Annotated in this window: 18 protein-coding genes; 9 read left to right on the top strand and 9 right to left on the bottom strand. The window is 64.9% G+C overall.

What is annotated here, in order from left to right; genetic code table 11:
- The first annotated feature begins 95 nt into the window (after positions 1-95).
- A complete protein-coding gene (locus tag AC2FNA_RS15415; protein ID WP_011047086.1) occupies positions 96-419 on the top strand; it encodes a 2Fe-2S iron-sulfur cluster-binding protein in 324 nt (107 codons plus the stop codon).
- Positions 419-1,351 (top strand): FG-GAP repeat domain-containing protein, encoded by a 933-nt coding sequence (locus AC2FNA_RS15410; protein ID WP_496827980.1) that lies wholly within the window; start codon positions 419-421, stop codon positions 1,349-1,351. Before AC2FNA_RS15415 ends, AC2FNA_RS15410 begins: the two co-directional genes overlap by 1 nt.
- 7 nt (positions 1,352-1,358) lie before the next feature.
- Here the strand turns inward: AC2FNA_RS15410 and AC2FNA_RS15405 are convergent, their stop codons facing one another.
- From AC2FNA_RS15405 to AC2FNA_RS15395, 3 genes are all read right to left on the bottom strand, one after another.
- The gene (locus AC2FNA_RS15405) at positions 1,359-1,973 is read right to left on the bottom strand and encodes a LuxR C-terminal-related transcriptional regulator (protein WP_234137822.1); all 615 of its coding nucleotides are present in this window, start codon (positions 1,971-1,973) and stop codon (positions 1,359-1,361) included.
- Between the two features lie 155 nt (positions 1,974-2,128).
- On the bottom strand, positions 2,129-3,391 hold the full coding sequence (gene purD, locus AC2FNA_RS15400; protein WP_496827978.1) for a phosphoribosylamine--glycine ligase: 1,263 nt from the start codon (positions 3,389-3,391) through the stop codon (positions 2,129-2,131).
- Positions 3,392-3,496: 105 nt separating this feature from the next.
- Positions 3,497-5,284 carry an adenylate/guanylate cyclase domain-containing protein gene (locus AC2FNA_RS15395; RefSeq protein ID WP_496827976.1) on the bottom strand — a complete coding sequence of 596 codons (1,788 nt, stop codon included), beginning with the start codon at positions 5,282-5,284 and terminating at the stop codon, positions 3,497-3,499.
- Positions 5,285-5,511: 227 nt separating this feature from the next.
- Here AC2FNA_RS15395 and xseA point away from each other — a divergent pair, with 227 nt between their 5' ends.
- Together xseA and AC2FNA_RS15385 are read left to right on the top strand one after the other, a co-directional pair.
- Positions 5,512-6,996, top strand: a complete 1,485-nt coding sequence (gene xseA / locus AC2FNA_RS15390) for an exodeoxyribonuclease VII large subunit (RefSeq protein ID WP_496827974.1) — start codon at positions 5,512-5,514, stop codon at positions 6,994-6,996.
- A complete protein-coding gene (locus AC2FNA_RS15385) occupies positions 6,996-7,637 on the top strand; it encodes a glutathione S-transferase family protein (RefSeq protein ID WP_496827972.1) in 642 nt (213 codons plus the stop codon). The genes xseA and AC2FNA_RS15385 overlap by 1 nt, the downstream gene beginning before the upstream one ends.
- Before the next feature lie 72 nt (positions 7,638-7,709).
- Here AC2FNA_RS15385 and AC2FNA_RS15380 read toward each other — a convergent pair whose 3' ends face one another.
- Together AC2FNA_RS15380 and AC2FNA_RS15375 are read right to left on the bottom strand one after the other, a co-directional pair.
- On the bottom strand, positions 7,710-8,099 hold the full coding sequence (locus tag AC2FNA_RS15380; protein WP_439653282.1) for a hypothetical protein: 390 nt from the start codon (positions 8,097-8,099) through the stop codon (positions 7,710-7,712).
- A 36-nt stretch (positions 8,100-8,135) separates the two neighbouring features.
- Positions 8,136-9,134, bottom strand: coding sequence for an alkane 1-monooxygenase (locus AC2FNA_RS15375; RefSeq protein WP_496827970.1), 999 nt, complete (start codon positions 9,132-9,134; stop codon positions 8,136-8,138).
- 112 nt (positions 9,135-9,246) lie between these two features.
- Between AC2FNA_RS15375 and AC2FNA_RS15370 the strand changes: the two genes are divergently transcribed.
- The 5 genes from AC2FNA_RS15370 (at position 9,247) to AC2FNA_RS15350 (ending at position 13,492) form a co-directional block, all read left to right on the top strand.
- Positions 9,247-9,882 (top strand): lysoplasmalogenase, encoded by a 636-nt coding sequence (locus AC2FNA_RS15370; RefSeq protein ID WP_496827968.1) that lies wholly within the window; start codon positions 9,247-9,249, stop codon positions 9,880-9,882.
- Between the two features lie 61 nt (positions 9,883-9,943).
- A complete protein-coding gene (gene ftsY / locus AC2FNA_RS15365) occupies positions 9,944-11,119 on the top strand; it encodes a signal recognition particle-docking protein FtsY (protein ID WP_496827966.1) in 1,176 nt (391 codons plus the stop codon).
- Between the two features lie 94 nt (positions 11,120-11,213).
- Positions 11,214-12,116 (top strand): EamA family transporter, encoded by a 903-nt coding sequence (locus AC2FNA_RS15360; protein WP_496827964.1) that lies wholly within the window; start codon positions 11,214-11,216, stop codon positions 12,114-12,116.
- Positions 12,117-12,135: 19 nt separating this feature from the next.
- A complete protein-coding gene (locus tag AC2FNA_RS15355; RefSeq protein ID WP_496828111.1) occupies positions 12,136-12,747 on the top strand; it encodes an inner membrane-spanning protein YciB in 612 nt (203 codons plus the stop codon).
- Between the two features lie 76 nt (positions 12,748-12,823).
- Positions 12,824-13,492: a Crp/Fnr family transcriptional regulator gene (locus tag AC2FNA_RS15350; RefSeq protein WP_496827962.1), complete on the top strand. Its 669-nt coding sequence runs from the start codon at positions 12,824-12,826 to the stop codon at positions 13,490-13,492.
- 210 nt (positions 13,493-13,702) lie between these two features.
- Here AC2FNA_RS15350 and AC2FNA_RS15345 read toward each other — a convergent pair whose 3' ends face one another.
- The 4 genes from AC2FNA_RS15345 to AC2FNA_RS15330 form a co-directional block, all read right to left on the bottom strand.
- A complete protein-coding gene (locus tag AC2FNA_RS15345; RefSeq protein ID WP_496827960.1) occupies positions 13,703-14,071 on the bottom strand; it encodes a DUF4440 domain-containing protein in 369 nt (122 codons plus the stop codon).
- A 67-nt stretch (positions 14,072-14,138) separates the two neighbouring features.
- Positions 14,139-15,596 carry a DegQ family serine endoprotease gene (locus tag AC2FNA_RS15340; protein WP_496827958.1) on the bottom strand — a complete coding sequence of 486 codons (1,458 nt, stop codon included), beginning with the start codon at positions 15,594-15,596 and terminating at the stop codon, positions 14,139-14,141.
- Positions 15,597-15,790: 194 nt separating this feature from the next.
- Positions 15,791-15,988 (bottom strand): DUF2065 family protein, encoded by a 198-nt coding sequence (locus AC2FNA_RS15335; RefSeq protein ID WP_496827956.1) that lies wholly within the window; start codon positions 15,986-15,988, stop codon positions 15,791-15,793.
- Positions 15,985-17,193: a hypothetical protein gene (locus AC2FNA_RS15330; RefSeq protein ID WP_496827954.1), complete on the bottom strand. Its 1,209-nt coding sequence runs from the start codon at positions 17,191-17,193 to the stop codon at positions 15,985-15,987. Before AC2FNA_RS15330 ends, AC2FNA_RS15335 begins: the two co-directional genes overlap by 4 nt.
- Positions 17,194-17,266 lie beyond the last annotated feature (73 nt).

The raw sequence follows: 17,266 nt of genomic DNA, 5'->3' as shown, positions 1-17,266 counted from the left end.
CGGCAGACACCGCTCTGGCTGGCAAAACGGGCTGGCCAGACCTAAATGGCTTGGCTATTGGAGTCTGCGCAACGTCACAAAGGAACATCCGAGCCATGGCAAAGATCACCTATATCGAGCATAACGGCACCCAGCACACGGTCGAGGTCGCCAACGGCCTGACTGTAATGGAAGGCGCCCGCGACAATAACATTCCGGGCATCGAGGCCGATTGCGGCGGCGCCTGCGCCTGTTCCACCTGCCATGTCTACATCCATCCCGACTGGGTCGAGAAGCTGCCCGCAAAGGACGACATGGAAGAGGACATGCTTGATTTCGCCTACGAGCCCGATCCCGCCCGCTCGCGCCTGACCTGCCAGTTGAAGGTCACCGATGCGCTGGACGGCCTTGTGGTGCAGATGCCCGAAAAGCAAATCTGATGACCGGCGCGATGCCAACCCCCGATGGGAGCGGATTTCCCGACGGCATTGCGCGCAATTCAGACAAGGCGCCGCGTCGACCGCTGCGCCCTTTTCACGCGCTGTTGCGCGGCGCGGCTCTGACGTGGTGCCTGTGGCTGGCCCCGATCGGCGCCTGGGCCTGTGAGGCGCGCTATCCCGAGCACGGCCTGCCCGGGCGCGGCGTCGAGACTTCCTTCTCCAACCGCACCCCCGCGGGCCGGCACGAGGCCTGGGCCCCGCGCGACGCGGAACTGCGGTTCCATGCCGCCTATGCGGTGGAGACCGACGAATACGGCCATGGCGTGCTGGGCGAGCTGAAGGATGCCAAGGCGCTGACCATCCATGTCTCGCGCCCAGGCGATCCCCGCATCACCTGCCCGGCAGAGGCCACCCTGCCCGCCGGGGCGGTGTTCGAGGATATCGCGCCGCATCTGGCCGATCTGGATGGCGACGGCCTGCCCGAGGTGATAGTCGTGCGCAGCACGGTGACCGAGGGCGCTCGGCTTGAAATCTATGATCGTCGCGCCCGCCTGCTGACTGCAACTCCCCCGATCGGCACCCGCAACCGCTGGCTGGCGGTTCTGGGCGCTGCTGATCTGGACGGCGACGGGTATGTGGAAATCGCCTATGTCGACCGCCCGCACCTGGCCAAGATCCTGCGTATCTGGCGCTACCGCGACGGCGGCCTGACCGAAATCGCCGCCCTGCCCGGCCTGACCAATCACCGCATCGGCGAAGAGTTCATCACCGGCAGCATCCGCGATTGTGGCAACGGCCCCGAGATCATTCTGGCCAGCGCCGACTGGCGCCAGATCATCGCCCTGCGCCATGACGAGGGCTGGCAAAGCCGGGCGATTGGCCGCTTTTCAACTACCGCGATTGCTGCCGAGCTCACATGTAAGCCCCTCTAACCACCCCTCACCCGGCAGACGGCACCACATGTTCGCCGCCGATATCGCCCAGTGACTGGAAGAGGGCTGCGGTATTGCTGACCCCGAACTTCTTCAATAGCCGCGCCCGGTGAACCTCGACCGTGCGATAGCTTAGGTCCAGCTCGCGCGCGATCTCCTTGCTGGTTTTGCCTTCGCCCAGCAGCGAATAGACCTCGCGCTCGCGCCGACTCAAAGGCTGATAGCGGCGGATCTCGGATAGGTCTGCAAAGGTCCAGACCGCACGCGCCAGCGGTTCCTCGGGGGTGAAGGTCTGGCCGCGCACTCGGCACCAGAACAGCTCGCCATCGCGACGCCGCATCACCCGCTCGTCCCAATAGAGATTGCCCTCGCCCAGATCCTTGTCGCCGCGATGCAGGATGTTCTGAAACTCCTCGTCCGAGGGGTAGAGGAATACGAACAGTCGATCCAGCAACTCCTCGCGCGCATAACCGAACATGGAACAAAAGCGGTGATTGACCTCGCGGATCACCCGCGCTTCGGTCACCACGATCCCGACCGGCACCCAGTCAAAGGCCAGCCCGCGCAATTCGCGCGTGGCATAGGCGTTGTCCAACAGATCCTTGTCGACCGGTCCCGGCATGCCGTTCCTCCCTGTCCCGATCATATCGTGCGACCAAGGTGAATGAAAACCTCTCTCCGGGCCGCACCGCTCCCCCTTCATTTCGCGTCAAATACTCCGGGGGAGCCTACAAAATTCGACGAATTTTGTAGGCCGGGGGCAGCGCCCCCGCCCGGTCAGAGTGCACGCCAGCCGATATCGCGGCGATAGAATCCGCCCGGCCAGTCGATCGCCTCGACCATGGCATAGGCCCGGTCACGCGCCTCTTGCAGGCTGTCGCCCCGCGCCGTGACATTCAACACCCGGCCGCCAGTCGCGACGATCGCGCCCTCGCGTTCGGCGGTACCCGCATGGAACACCATGTTGCGACTATCTTCGGGAAGCGCATCCAGGCCCCTGATCTCGCTGCCTTTCTCGTAGGAACCAGGATAACCGTTGGCCGCCATTACAACGGTGATCGCATGATCGTCGGCCCAGTTCACCCGCGCCTCGCCCAGACGGCCCTCGGCGGTGGCATGCATCAGGTCCATCGCCTGCGCGCCCAGCCGCAGCATCAGCACCTGGCACTCCGGATCCCCGAAGCGGACATTGTATTCCACCAGTCGCGGCGCGCCGTCCTTGATCATCAGCCCGGCATAGAGCACGCCCTGGAACGGCATCCCGCGCCGCGCCATCTCGGCCATGGTCGGGCGCACGATCTCGTCCATCGCGCGTGCCTCGACCGCGGCGCTCAGCACCGGCGCCGGGGAATACGCGCCCATGCCACCGGTATTGGGGCCGGTATCGCCCTCGCCCACCCGCTTGTGGTCCTGCGCGGTGCCGATCGACAGCGCCTCCTCGCCATCCACCAGCACGAAAAGCGAGGCCTCTTCACCTTCCATGAATTCCTCGATCACCACCTCGGCGCCCGCATCGCCAAAGGCACCTCCCAGCATGTCGTCGATGGCCGCCAGCGCGGTCGCCTCGTCCATCGCCACGATCACACCCTTGCCGGCGGCCAGACCGTCGGCCTTGATCACGATAGGCGCCCCTTGCGCCCGGATATAGGCCTTGGCCGGTTCGGCCTCGGTAAACCGCGCATAGCCTGCGGTGGGAGCACCGGCGGCATCGCAGATCTCCTTGGTGAAGCTCTTAGAGGCCTCCAGCCGCGCCGCCGCCGCCGAGGGACCAAAAACCAGAAACCCCGCCTCGCGTAGCCGCTCGGCCACCCCTGCGGCCAAAGGTGCCTCGGGGCCGATGATGACAAAGTCGATGGCGTTCTCCTCGGCAAATGTCGCCACAAGCCCGCCATCCATGATGTCCAGCTCGGCACATTCCGCGATCTGCGCGATCCCCGCATTGCCCGGCGCCACGATCAGCTTGTCGCATTTGGGGTTCTGCATCACCGCCCAGGCCAGCGCATGTTCGCGCCCGCCGCTGCCGAGAATGAGGATGTTCATCGGGATCTCCACGCATTGCCGTCGGGCGCGGTCTACCCCCCGGAACCGCCCCCTGCAAGAGCGTCACCGTCACACCCTGCGCCTGGACAGGAAAAGACGGCCCGGCTAGGAACACAGCCCTGATTTCCTCAGTCCCTCCACCAGAAGCGCGTTGTGTTCGGCCAGGCGATAGAGCCTCAGTCGGCCCGACACCAAACTGCCCAGGAAAGCAGGCGCAAAGTCAGCCAGTGCCTTGGCATGAGGCCGCGCCTGCTCTGGTCGGCCGAGATGGGTCGCCGCAGCAATCATCAAAGCCCGCCGGATCGGGGCACGTGGCGTCATCTCGATCGCCCGTTCGCCCCAATTCAGGACTTCGTCGAAATCACCTTCGGCAAAACTGGCCTGAGCAAGCGCCAGATAGGCGTCTCCGACCCAGACATCGGCATCCCTCGGCGACAGCCGCAGCGCCAGCAGTGCGTGCTCCCTCGCGTCTTCGGTTCGCCCTACCAGCGACTCGTGCCAGGCCATGAAGAAAAGGTTCAACGCAAAGTTCGGGTTCAGATCAAAGGCGCGTCTGAAATCGGCGGTGGCCGCGTCATAGTCCTGCCGGAAATGACGGACCATGCCCCGCAACGTCAGCGCTCTCGGGTCGGTTCGGTCGGTCTGAAACAGCCGATCCGCTGCGGCCTCTGCATGCGCCAGAGACACCTCGGGTGCGTCTCCGAACTGGTAGAGATACCGGAGCTTGAAGACAAAGGCCCGGATCCACAGAGCATCTGTATTGCTCGGATCAAGTTCCAGCGCCCTCTCCGCAATCTCAAGCACCTTTTCATGGCCCTCAGCGTCCGCAAAAGCACCATCCTGAAACACCGCCTGTGCCTTAAGCGCCAAATCGTAGGAGCTTATGTCAATCTCGCGCACGCGCCTCGCGCGCTCCAACTCGGCCTTGGTGATCTGCGGCGCTATTGCGCCAACCACGCGGCTGGTGATCTCGTCCTGCAACTCGAAAACGTCTTCGATATCGCGGTCGTACCGCTCTGCCCAGACATGAGCGCCGGTTTCGCAATCAATCAGTTGGGCTGTGATACGAACACGCTTTGCCGCGCGTCTCAAGCTGCCCTCGAGCATGTAACGCACACCAAGGTCTCGGGCTATTTCGCCATGCGTGACCGGCCTGCCCTTGTAAGAGAAAGATGAATTGCGGGCGATCACGAACAGTTCGGGGAACCGCGACAGCGCGGTGATGATATCCTCGCTGACCCCGTCGCAGAAATATTCCTGTTCCGGGTCGGCAGACATGTTCTGGAATGCCAGCACCGCGATCGATGGTTTTTGCGGCACCAATACGCTCGCGGGGACCGTTGAGTGGGTCTCAGCACCGCCAAATTCGATTGCAAACGCGTGTACCGGGTCGGGAATGTTCTTCAACCTGAGCGCGCCCAAATCGACGAACGAAACCGCGGCCTTGCCTCGGACCTGGCGGCAGACATCCTCTGAAACGACGATCCCGCCGGCCTCGGCACGGGCTTCGAGGCGCGAGGCTATGTTCACGCCGTCGCCATAGATCTCGCCATCGTCGATCACGACATCCCCGACATGTATGCCGATGCGGTATAGGACGCGTTGGTCCGGCCCATCGGTCTCGGTGCGGTCAATCGACCGCTGTATAGCTACCGCCGCCTCAACCGCATTCACAGTACTGCCGAACAGCGCCAGCATCCCGTCACCGGTCAGCTTGACGATCTCGCCTCCCGCCCGGGCGATTTCCGGATCGAGAATATCCCCGCGTAAGGTCTTCAGGCGCTTAATTGTCCCAGCTTCGTCGGCCGCCATTAGCCGCGAATAGCCGACCATGTCGGCGGCAAAGATTGCTGCTAGCCGACGCGCCACCCGTAGCCCTTCGTTGCCAGCCAAGAAATGAACAGGCCCCAATGTTAACTTTGACCGCTGTGCCATTGAAAGCCCTAAAAACGCCCGGCGACTGGGTTCATTCCCTTCTCGGACCGGCGGCTCCGCTCCAAAGCGGCCACAGTTGTCATCGTGGACGGATCAAACGGTAAAAACACGCGCGTTGCGCGACCAGCTTGGCCTTCTTCGCCGACCCGTCTAGTCTGGCCCGGCAGGCAAATCAGGACACGGACATGGACCTCCTCGACGACCCCCAACCGGGCCAGAACATGCCCGAATTCACCGTCACCGAGATCTCGGGCGAGGTGAAGCGCACGCTCGAGGGCAGCTTTGGCCGCATCCGGGTGCGGGGCGAGGTCGGGCGCGTTTTCAAGGCCCGGTCGGGACACCTTTATTACGACATCAAGGACGACCGAAACGTGCTGGCCTGCACCACCTGGAAGGGTCAGGTCGCCAGCCTGTCGGTGGTGCCCGAAGAGGGGTTGGAGGTCGTCGTGACCGGCCGCCTGACCGCCTTTGGCGCCCAGTCGAAATACAACCTGAACGTCGACGAGGTGGCGGTCGCCGGTCAGGGCGCGCTGATGGCGCTGCTGGAAAAACGCAAGAAACAGCTCGAGGCCGAGGGGCTGTTCGCGCCCGAACGCAAGCGGCCGCTGCCCTATCTGCCGCAGGTCATCGGGGTGATCACCTCGCCGCAGGGGGCGGTGATCCGCGATATTCTGCACCGCCTGCGCGACCGGTTCCCGCGTAAGGTGCTGATCTGGCCGGTGGCCGTGCAGGGCGCCAATTGCGCCCCAGAGGTGACCCGCGCGATCGAAGGGTTCAACCGGCTCTCACCCGGTGGCGCGCTGCCCCGGCCCGATCTGCTGATCGTGGCACGTGGTGGCGGCTCGATCGAGGATCTGTGGGGCTTCAACGAGGAAATCGTCGCCCGCGCGGCGGCGGCCAGCCAGATCCCACTGATCTCGGCCGTGGGGCACGAGACCGACACCACGCTGATCGACTTTGTCTCGGACCGGCGCGCACCGACCCCCACAGCAGCGGCCGAGATGGCCGTCCCCGTCCGCCTCGAACTGCTCGCCTGGACCGGCGAACAGGGCGCCCGCCTGTCGCGCGCGGCCTCGGATGCGGTGCAGCGCCGCGCTCAGCGCCTGCGCGACCTGTCGCGCGCGCTGCCCCGGCCCGACAGCCTGCTGGAGACGCCGCGTCAGCGGCTCGACCGCGCCGCCGAACGCCTGCCCGCCGCTCTCACCCAAGGGGTGCAGCGGCGTCGGCTGCGGTTGGCCGAACTCTCGGCTCCCCTGCGCCCCGCCAGCTTGCGCGCGCTGGTCAATGCCCGCCGCGACCGCCTCGCCCATCTCGGCTCGCGCCTGTCGCCGCGCGCACTGGAGCGCGAGATCACCGCACAAGGCGAACAGCTCACCCGACTCTCTGACCGCCTGCAAAACGCCCACACCAGCCGAGTCGACCGCCTGCGCCAGCAACTGGAGGCCACGGACCGGCTGCGCATCCAGCTAAGCTACAAGGCAACGCTGGCGCGCGGGTACGCCGTCGTGCGCGACGACGCGGGCGCGCTGCTGACCACCCGGGCGCAGGCCGCCAAGGCCGCCGCGCTGCAGATCGAATTCGCCGATGGCACGCTCGACACCGGCGCCGCTCCGGTAAAACCCGCCAGCAAACCGAAACAGAAACCGCCCGAGCAGGGCTCGCTGTTCTGATGCTGACGATCTGGGGGCGCAAGACATCCTCGAACGTGCAGGCGCTGATGTGGTGCGTGGGTGAACTCAACCTGCCCCATATCCGCCATGACGCCGGGCATCGCTACGGCGGACTCGACACGCCCGAGTTCGCCCGCCTCAATCCCAACCGCACCATCCCCGTGCTCAAGGACGGCACCAACCCGCCGATCTGGGAAACCGGTGCAATCCTGCGCTATCTCGCCGCCCGCTATGGCAAGGACAGCTTCTGGCCCGCCGACCCCATCCGCCGGGCGCGCGTCGATCAATGGGCGGAATGGGCCAAGCTGAACGTGGCCCTGGCCTTTACCACCCCCGTCTTCTGGCGCGTGGTCCGCACCGCTCCCAAAGACCGCGATTTCGACGCGATCAGCCGTGCCGTGCGTGAACTCGAGATAAAGCTCGCCGTCGCCGACACCCAGCTTTCGCGCCACACACATATTGCCGGAGACGCCTTTACCCTGGCCGATATTCAGCTGGGGCATATCCTCTATCGCTATTACGAGATCGACATCGCCCGCACATCCTTGCCGCATCTGCAACTCTACTATCAACGCCTCGGCGCGCGTCCGGCCTTCCGCCAGCATGTGATGGTCTCTTACGACGAGCTCCGCGTTAACTGAACCGCTTCATTTCGCCCAAAATACTCCGGGGGAATCGCCGCAGGCGATGGGGGCAGCGCCCCCTGCCCGGCCTCAGACCCCGACATCCGGCCCGTAACAGAGCATCTCTTCGCCGATCTCGTCGGCCTCGTAGAGTTCGGTCTGGGTCGGATCGCCCTCGAACTGCGCCACCAGCCCACCGCCGGTATCGCGAAACACCCAGCATTGCGGGTCGGACCTGTCCTCGTAAACGAAACAGATCTGTCCCGCCGCCTCGTACCAGATGCCTTCCTTGCAATCGCCGTCGAGAAAGGACCAGATCACCCTGCGCCCGGAAAGATAGCGCTCCACACCATAGGCGGTACCGTCAAAGCCGTAGAACAGCGTCTTGCCCTGCGTATAGCGGTCGAACTCCTCCGCCGACATGACAGGCTGCGCCAGCACCGGTGGTGCCAGCATCGCAAGAATCAGGGCCAATCGCATCATGCGCTCAAGTTTGGCAGAAGCCGCCGCCGGGGGCTACTCACAGTTCTCTGTGACCTCGTGAACCCGAGGATTCATAACCCGCCGCCAAAGCGGCGGCACCGTTGCCAGAACCGCCATGATGGGCATCGCATAGGGCCATTGCGGCATCCCGGGGTCCAGCCGCAGCGCCGCGAAATCGCGAGCCGGGTTCTGGTGGTGATCGGAATGGCGGGGCGCGTTCAGCATCATCGCCGAACTGTACCAATGCGGCGCATTCCAGGAATGGCAGGCGCCAGCGGGCGCGTATTTGCCATCCGCCAACGCCTTGCGTCGAAGCCCGTAGTGCTGGATGTAATCGGCCAGCAGCAGCTGTATCTGCGCATAGGCTGCCAGCAAGAGCAGCACCATAACGCCACGTCCGCCTGCCAGTATCCATGCTGCCGCCAGTGTCGCCGCCGCTCCTGCCAGATAGGCACGATAGGGTGTCGCACCCCGGCCCTTCCTCAGCGCCCGCTCGGCCGCCAGCCCGGCCTGAAACGAACCTGCCCAGGCGCGGGGCAGAAAGCTCCAGAACCCCTGCCCCAGGCGGGCCGAATTCGGATCGCGCGGTGTCGCCACCCAGAGGTGATGCACCCGCATATGGGCCGAGACATGGTGCCCGAACAGCAGGCTGATATAGATCGCCGCCCCCAGCCAGTGCTGCCAGCGGTCCCCCCGGTGGATCAACTCATGTGCGTTCGAATTCGACACCTGCCCGAAACAGAGCGCCACAGCGATCCCCAGCGCCACAGCCTGCGCGCCGCTCAGCGGCCCATGCGCCAGCACCGGGATGGCAAGTGCCAGGAGCGCGAAATGCGCACTCGCCAGCACCACCGGCAAGGCTTGCGCACCCGACCAGTCAGTCGCTGCCAGCGGCCGCACCGGCAGCTTGTCCATCACCGCGACATAGACGGTCATCCAGATCAGTGCGCCCCAGGCCCAGCCCCCCCCAAGCAGGCAGGCGGTGCCAAGCACCGCATAGGGCGACAGGCTGGCAAGGAAATAGCGGTACATGCAGGCTCTCTCTCGATCGTCACCTTTGCTTAACATCGCGTCAGGTTGGCGGAAATCCCCTTGCTCGCCACGCGCACCCCGCGTCAACTGAAGCACCAGCCCGGAGGAACCCTTGACCCAATCCCTGTTTCTTGCCGCCGCCTGTGCCCTGACCTATCTGGCGCTGACCGCCCGCCCCGCCAGCCTGATGCGCAGCGCGGTCAAGACCGCCTCGGTGGCGCTGCTTGCGCTGATGGTGCTGGTCACGGGTGGCCCTGCGCTGCTGGTGCTGGCACTGGCCCTCTGCTCGCTCGGCGACTGGCTCCTCTCGCGCGAGACCGAGGCCACCTTCATGGCCGGTGTCGGTGCCTTTGCCGCCGGTCACCTGGCCTATGTCGCCCTGTTCCTGACCCATGCCACCAGCGAGACCGGGCGGCTTGCCGAAGAGTGGCCACTGGTGGCGAGCCTCGCGGTGCTGGGGCTGGTGATGGCCCGCCTGCTCGGCACCCGTGCGGGTGACCTCAAGGGACCGGTGCTGGCCTATATCCCGATCATCCTCGGCATGGGTATGGCGGCGCTGACCCTGCCGCAGGCGGGCATGCTGGCCTGGGTTCTACCTGCCGCGGCCGCCTTCATCGCCTCGGACATGATCCTCGCGACCGAGAAATTCCTGCTGCCCTCCGGCCACCCGGCCCTGCGCCTGACCCCCTACCTGGTCTGGCCGCTCTACTGGGGCGCGCAGATGGGCTTTGCCCTTGCGCTCACCTGACCCTTTGCAACCGGCGCCAATCCGCATTAGGTGAGACAGGATCGCAAGCGGAGGGCCGGACATGGCGTTTTTCTCGAAACTCAAGGACCGTCTGTTCAAATCGTCCTCGAAGATCGAACAGGGGCTCGACGCGATTGTCGAGGATGGCGGGGTCGAGGAGACGATCACTGCGACGCAACCCGACCCGATCATCCCCGAGCCCGACCCGGCTCCGCAGCCAGTACCGGAACTGCCAGACACACCCGAGATGCCGGAACCCCAACCGGTCGATCCGACCCCGGCACCGATGCCGCCCGAGGCGCCGCAGCCCATCGACCCGACCCCGCCCGCGGAAACCGGCACGGGTCGCGGCCTGCTGGGCCGCCTCTTCGCCCGCCCCGGCGCCGCGACGGTGGTCCGCCGCACGCTGGACGACGACATGCTGGAGCAGCTCGAAGAGCTGCTGATCGCCGCCGACATGGGCGTCGATACCGCCCTGCGCGTCACCGCCAACATGGCCGAGGGGCGGATCGGGCGCAAACTCTCGACACAAGAAATCAAGGAACTGCTGGCGCAGGAAATCACCCGTATCATGGAACCGGTCGCCCGCCCGATGCCGCTTTACCCCAAGCGCCCGCAGGTGGTGCTGGTGGTGGGCGTCAACGGTTCGGGAAAGACCACAACGATCGGCAAACTCGCCAGTCAGTTCAAGGCCGCCGACAAGAAGGTGGTGATCGCCGCAGGCGACACGTTCCGCGCTGCGGCTGTTGAACAGCTCCAAGTCTGGGGCGACCGCGCCGGTGTGCCGGTGCTGACCGCGCCCGAAGGCTCCGACCCCGCCTCGCTCGCCTTTGACGCCATGACCCGCGCCCAGGCGGACGGCGCCGACCTGCTGCTGATCGACACGGCGGGCCGGTTGCAGAACCGCGCCGACCTGATGGAGGAACTGGCCAAGATCGTCCGCGTCATCCGCAAGAAGGACGACACCGCCCCCCACAACACGCTTCTGGTGCTCGACGCCACCACCGGCCAGAACGCGATCAGCCAGGTCGAGACCTTCCAGAAACTGGCCGATGTCTCGGGCCTGGTGATGACCAAGCTCGACGGCACCGCCAAGGGCGGCATTCTCGTCTCGCTCGCCGATCGCTTCGGCCTGCCCATCCACGCCATCGGGGTGGGCGAACAGATCGACGATCTGGCCCCCTTCGATCCACAGGATTTCGCCGCTGCGCTGACCGGGCTCGACACCCAGGCATGACGCCCATCCCCCTTCATTTCGCCAGAAATACTCTCGGGGGGTCCGGGGGGCAGACAGCCCCCCGGCGCTGGCCCCGAAACACTCCGCCGCGATCATGAGCACCTGGCTCGTCTCGCTCGAAGGCACCGCCGCCGGTCACGACCTGGCGCTGGGTCTCGCACTCATGGCGGCCTTCCTGCACGCGGTCTTTGGCGCGTTGCAAAAGGGCCGTCACGATCCCTGGCTCAGCCGGGGTGCGATCGACGGCACCTATGCGCTGATGGCCGCGCCCTTCGCCTTTTTCGTCGTGCCCTGGCCCGAGCCGCATATGTGGCCCATCTTCGCCACCGCCTGGCTGATCCATGTCTTCTACAAGCTGTTCCAGGCCATGGCCTATACCAAGGGCGCCTATACGGTGGTCTATCCGGTGGTGCGCGGCACCGCGCCACTCTTTACCGTGATCGGCGCCTATCTGCTCTTTGGCGAGACCTTCACCGGCCTGCAATGGCTGGGCGTCGGCGTCCTGCTGGCGGGTATCTTCGGGCTTGCCGTCTATAACATGATCTTTCTCGACACCGCGCGCGAGACGTTGATGCCCGCGCTGGGGCTGGCCGCGGTCACCGGCCTCTTTGTGGCACTCTACACCACCTATGACGCCTATGGCATTCGCGCCACCGCCGATCCGTTCACCTTTCTGGCCTGGTTCTTCTTCATCGACGGGCTGGTGTTTCCGGTCATCGCCGGGCTGCGCTGGCGGTCGATGATCCACCGCCCCGTACCCGGTCCCCTGATCCTGCGCGGCTTTGCCGGGGGCATTACCGCCTTTCTCTCCTTCGGCGCCATCATGCTGGCCACGCGGCTCGACAAGGTGGGCGAGGCCGCGGTGCTGCGCGAAACCTCGACCGTGTTTGCCGCGCTCATCGGCTGGCTGGTGCTGAAAGAGACGGTTGGGCCACGCCGGATCGCTCTGATGGGGTTGATCGCAGCGGGTGCGGTGATAGTTGAGTTCGGAGGCTGAAGGAATGGACAGGAACGGCATGGCGGCGGAAAAGGACATCAACCCGATCATCAAGCAGGTGCTGGAACTGGGCCCGACCGTGGCCTTTTTCCTGATCTACCTCAGGCTCAAGGAAAAGACCTTCGAGATCGCCGGGGCCGAATACTCGGGATTCATAGTGGCAACGCTGGTCTTCATCCCCATCCTGCTGGCGGCGATGGGGGTGCTCTGGGCCCTGACGGGCAAGCTCAGCCGGATGCAGATCTTCACCGCCTTCATGGTGATCTTCTTCGGTGGGCTGACTGCCTGGTTCAACGACGAGCGCTTCTTTAAAATGAAGACAACGTTGGTCTATGGCGTATTCGCCATCCTGCTGGGAATCGGGCTGATGCGGGGTCGGTCCTACCTGGCCTATGTCTTGGGCGACGTGCTGCCCATGCGCGATGAGGGCTGGATGATCCTGACCCGGCGGCTGTGCGGCGCGTTCACCGGACTGGCGGTGGCCAACGAGCTTGTCTGGCGCAACATGTCCACCGATCTCTGGGTCAAGATCGAGACCTTTGGCTTTCCAATCCTGCTGATGGGCTTCATCATGCTGCAATTCGGCCTGTTGCAGGCCCATATGATCGACCCCGATCAGGATCAGGGCTGATCCGCCGCACCACTTGAGTGTCGCTCATCCCCGGCATAGGGTATTGACCTGAAGCCCGTGAAAGGTCCGCGACGCCATGATATCCCTGCCCGATAGCGGCTTTCTGGCCGACGCCTCGCCAAGGCTGAAACAGATGCTGGCGGCCCAGGCCACCGAGATCGGGCTTGAGCGCGGCGCAGCGCTCTTCAAGCAGGGTGATCCGGGCGACTCGCTTTATGCCGTGCTGGCGGGTGCGATGGAGATCTCGATCCTCTCGCTAGACGGGCGCAAGCTATCGCTCGATCTGGTCGGCCCCGGCGCGGTGTTCGGCGAGATCGCGCTGTTCGATCCCGGCCCGCGCACCGCAACGGTGACGGCGCTAGAACCGTCGCGGGTGCTCAGGGTGCTCAGCGCCGACGTGATGGCTGAGCTTCACCGGCATCCCGAACTGGCCATCGACATGGTGCGGCTGGCCGGACAGCGCATGCGCTGGATGGGCGGACAACTCAACGAACAGGTGTTTCTGCCGGTCCCGACCCGGCTGGCGCGCAAGCTGCTGCACCTGGCACCGCAGCACGACGCGGGCGGGGCGACGGTGCGACTGTCACAGGCGGAGCTGGCAGAATATGTCGGCGCGACGCGCGAGGCGATTTCCAAGACCCTGGCCACCTGGAAGCGGTTGGGCGTGATCGATGTGGGGCGCGGGACACTTGCGATCCGCGACCCGCATGCTCTGCGGGCGCTGGCCGATCCCGATCAGATCTGACCCGTGCCTGCGGCCTGAGAACCGTGGCCCCGGCACCGGATTTTCATCCCTTGTGACATGAGTCACAGACCCGAATCGTCACCGCCATCATACCTGACCGTGGTTACCGTCCTGAGGTCGGGGAGCATCCCCAGTGTTCCGTCCCATACTGACCTCTATTACCTCACTTGAGCCATGTGCCCCCGCACATGGCTCTTTTTCTCTGGCGCCTCAACCGACCGCGGGTGTGTCCTGACTGAACAGGTTGCGCCAGCCGCCATCGCCATCCCGCCGCCAGATCGAGCTGACATACATCTCTTCGTCCGCCTTCCGCCCGACCCGGCGGTACCGGGCAAAATAGCTCAGCACCGCACAGCCCGGAGCCAGTTCCAGCACCCGGGCCTGCGACAGGGTGAACCGTGCAACCGTCGGACCATCGGCCAGCTGCGCCGCATGGTCGTCCCGTCCGGCAAAGCCGTCCGGATAAACCCCCAGAAAACCCGGATCGAGCGCCGCGATATCCGCCGCGGCATCACCCGCGACAAGCGCTTGCCAGACCCGGTTTTCACATTCCAGCAGCGTTTCGACCAAATCTCCCATCACGTCCCCTCGCCAAATGAAAAGCGGCCGGGAAAACCGGCCGCTTTTTTGTCATTGTGCTCGCGCGTCACTGATCGAGGCTCAACGCCACGAACCTCGGTTCACCGCCGCGCCGCACCAGCAGCAGAAGCGACTTGCGACCCGCCTCGCGCGCCTCGTCGATGCGGTTTTCCAGATCGGCCAGTGTGGCAACTTTCTGCTGCCCCGCCTCAGTGATCACGTCACCCGTGCGCAATCCCTTTTCAAATGCTTCCGACGCTTCGTCGACCGCGATGATTGCAAGCCCGGTCGCATCGTCGGCAAGGCCCAGCTCGGTTCGCATATCCGACGTCAGCACGCTGACCGTCAGGCCCAGGAACTCTTTCTTGCTGGCTTCCGGCTCAGACTGGCCGCCATCGTTCTCGTCCTCGGTTCCCGAACCGGCGCGCTCGGCGTCCTCGCGACGGCCAAGGGTCACCAGCACGGTCTGGGTGCCACCGTCGCGGAACACCACCACACGCACCGATTTGCCGACCTCGCTCTCGCCCACCCGGCGCACCAGGTCGCGGGTGTCACGCACCTCGGCCCCGTCAAAGCTCAGGATGACGTCACCGGCCTTGAGCCCGGCCTCCTTGGCAGGACCATCCGGCACATCGCTGATCAGCGCGCCGCCGGTCTTCTCCAGCCCCATCGCCTCGGCCATGTCCTCGGTCACGTCCTGAATGCGCACACCCAGCCAGCCCCGGCGGGTCTCGCCATATTCGCGCAGTTGGCCCACCACCTTGGTAACCACGTTCGAGGCCATTGAGAAACCGATGCCGATCGAGCCGCCATTGGGTGACAGGATCGCGGTGTTCACCCCGATCACCTCGCCATCCATGTTGAACAGCGGGCCGCCGGAGTTGCCCCGGTTGATCGCCGCATCGGTCTGGATGTAATCGTCATAGCTGCCGCTGAGCGCCCGGTTACGGGCCGACACGATACCGGCCGAGACCGAGAAGCCCTGCCCCAGCGGGTTGCCCATCGCCATCACCCAGTCGCCCACGCGCGCGGTGTCGGAATTGCCGAACTTGACATATTTCAGCGGCCCGTCGGCCTCGACCTTCAACAGCGCGATATCGGTATTCTCGTCGGTGCCCACCACCTTGGCCGGCAATTCGCGCGCCGGCTGGCCATCTCCGGGAAAGAACTCGATCAGGATCTCGTCGGCCTTGGCGATCACATGGTTGTTGGTGACGATATAGCCGTCCTCGGAGATCACGAAGCCCGAGCCCAGCGCCGAGCTGCGCCGGGGCCGGTCCCCACCGCCGTTGCGGTCCTGAAACTCGCGAAAGAAATCCTCGAATGGAGAACCTTCGGGCACTATTCCCTGCGGGCCGGTCGGACCCTCGACCAGGGTCGAGGTGGTGATGTTGACCACCGCCGGGCTGACCTTGTCCGCCAGCGGCGCCAGGCTTTCGGGCCGGGCCTGGGCGATGAGGGTCTGGAGCAGCAGGAACAGCACGCTCAGACCCGCCAGCGCCATCAACCGGGCGTTGGTGATCATCCTGCTATCCTGCGTCCGGGCTATACTGCGTGCCTGTGGCTGCACTGGGGGTCTCCTTGTCACCTACCTGCCGACCGGGGGGCGCGGCCCTGCCCAGTCACTGTCTCGACAACAATGTAGTCAGTTTGCCCCCGCCCGCAACTCGGGATCGCGGGGAAATGAGAGCGCAGGCACCCCGGCGCCCGCAAAACCTGTCAAAACCCGATCTGATAGGCGCCCCAGACCAGGATCAGACCGAACACCATGCTCAGCAGGCCGGTCTGCCGCCGCGCCGCCAATGGTAGGCTACGTAGAATCTCGAGCAGTCTTTCGACCATGCCGGGCGCCAGCGCGTAAACCGCCCCCTCAGCGATCAGCACCAGCCCCAGCGCCAACACTAGCAGGCCGATCATCCGTTGCCCCCCCGGTCACGGCACGATTTGATGCCCCCCGCACCCTGATAGCGCATCGCGTAGGTGACCATAAGCTCCGCTCCCGCCTGCGACAGCCGCCCATCGGCCGAGGTCAGGTGATCGAGCGCGATGAAATACTCGCGGTCGCATGAATAAGAGGGGAACTTGCGGCTTTCGCTGACCCCAAGCCCCATGTCACGGGCCGATTGGGTGGTTATCTCGCCACTTTCGCCGCCACGTTCGGCATCGTCTGCCCCGGTCAGCCGGGCCGAGATGACGCCCTTGCAGCTCTCGTCCTCATGGCTCAGGCGCTCCCAGATTTCGAAATAGCGGGCGCCATCCTCGGGCGGGTCCTGCACATAGCGGAGCGCGCGCATCTGCATCCCCTTGGGATAGCTGGTGCTCTTGGCATAGGTCGCGGTAATCTGAAGCTTGGCGTCGATGGCCGAGAGCAGACCGCCCACGCCTGCCGCCAGTTCCACACCAGCGGTCTGTTCCAGAGTGATCTCGTCGCTGCAATTCTTCTCCTCGACCAGGAGACGTTCGAAGAAGTCGCGCGCTTCGCGAAAACTTTGCGCGTCAAGGTCAAGGTCGACAATATCCCGCGCCAGCCGGGCCAACGCATCGCCGCGTGTTAGGGGCCGGATCGGCGCATAGCTGATGTCGCTGCGCAGCTCGTCGGTATCGACAAAGACAAAATCGCTGTCCTCGCGCGGGATCTCGACGGTGGTCGCGACATCGAACCCCGGTTTCTGGTTTTCGGGGCCAACGGCCAGCGTCACCGTATCCTCGCTGTGATCGACCAGCTGATATCGCTCGGAGCTGCTGTATTCCAACAGCCGGCCATCTGTGGTTTCCACCGCCCCCGGACGCTGCGCCACGGCAATGAAGCCGTCATAGCCATCGGCCTTGAAATAGCCCTTGCTGTCAGCCCGCACATAGACGGGCAGCCCGTCCTGGGTGACGGCAAAGCACCAAAGATCGAGAGATTGCTTGCGGCAGAGCGGGCCGCGCCCCACCAACAGGATCTTGCCCGCCGGCAGATAGGCGCGGGTGGCGCTCATGCTGACGCGATCGCCGGTTATGGTGGCCAGGCGCACGACGCTGCTGACCGAGACCCGCTTGCCGTAGGTGTCATAAGCGGTGTCGCCCAGCACGATGGCAGGCTCTGACAGCGCCGGAGTGCCCAGAGCGAGGGCCGTCAAACAGGCATAAATCAATCGCATTTCAATTCCCGAGTTCCGGTCTTGCCGCATTTGACGGCATTCATGGCCACGG

Source organism: Ruegeria sp. YKSD163, assembly GCF_059612905.1.
The sequence above is the reverse complement of the archived record's forward strand: the minus strand, read 5'-3'. Positions and strand labels throughout refer to the sequence as shown.

Bases quoted from the DNA above. Each gene is read 5' to 3' on its own strand.
- AC2FNA_RS15415 (WP_011047086.1), top strand. From the start codon at position 96: ATGGCAAAGATCACCTATATCGAGCATAACGGCACCCAGCACACGGTC.
- AC2FNA_RS15410 (WP_496827980.1), top strand. From the start codon at position 419: ATGACCGGCGCGATGCCAACCCCCGATGGGAGCGGATTTCCCGACGGC.
- AC2FNA_RS15405 (WP_234137822.1), bottom strand. From the start codon at position 1,973: ATGCCGGGACCGGTCGACAAGGATCTGTTGGACAACGCCTATGCCACG.
- purD (WP_496827978.1), bottom strand. From the start codon at position 3,391: ATGAACATCCTCATTCTCGGCAGCGGCGGGCGCGAACATGCGCTGGCC.
- xseA (WP_496827974.1), top strand. From the start codon at position 5,512: ATGGACCTCCTCGACGACCCCCAACCGGGCCAGAACATGCCCGAATTC.
- AC2FNA_RS15385 (WP_496827972.1), top strand. From the start codon at position 6,996: ATGCTGACGATCTGGGGGCGCAAGACATCCTCGAACGTGCAGGCGCTG.
- AC2FNA_RS15380 (WP_439653282.1), bottom strand. From the start codon at position 8,099: ATGCGATTGGCCCTGATTCTTGCGATGCTGGCACCACCGGTGCTGGCG.
- AC2FNA_RS15375 (WP_496827970.1), bottom strand. From the start codon at position 9,134: ATGTACCGCTATTTCCTTGCCAGCCTGTCGCCCTATGCGGTGCTTGGC.
- ftsY (WP_496827966.1), top strand. From the start codon at position 9,944: ATGGCGTTTTTCTCGAAACTCAAGGACCGTCTGTTCAAATCGTCCTCG.
- AC2FNA_RS15360 (WP_496827964.1), top strand. From the start codon at position 11,214: ATGAGCACCTGGCTCGTCTCGCTCGAAGGCACCGCCGCCGGTCACGAC.
- AC2FNA_RS15355 (WP_496828111.1), top strand. From the start codon at position 12,136: ATGGCGGCGGAAAAGGACATCAACCCGATCATCAAGCAGGTGCTGGAA.
- AC2FNA_RS15350 (WP_496827962.1), top strand. From the start codon at position 12,824: ATGATATCCCTGCCCGATAGCGGCTTTCTGGCCGACGCCTCGCCAAGG.
- AC2FNA_RS15345 (WP_496827960.1), bottom strand. From the start codon at position 14,071: ATGGGAGATTTGGTCGAAACGCTGCTGGAATGTGAAAACCGGGTCTGG.
- AC2FNA_RS15340 (WP_496827958.1), bottom strand. From the start codon at position 15,596: ATGATCACCAACGCCCGGTTGATGGCGCTGGCGGGTCTGAGCGTGCTG.
- AC2FNA_RS15335 (WP_496827956.1), bottom strand. From the start codon at position 15,988: ATGATCGGCCTGCTAGTGTTGGCGCTGGGGCTGGTGCTGATCGCTGAG.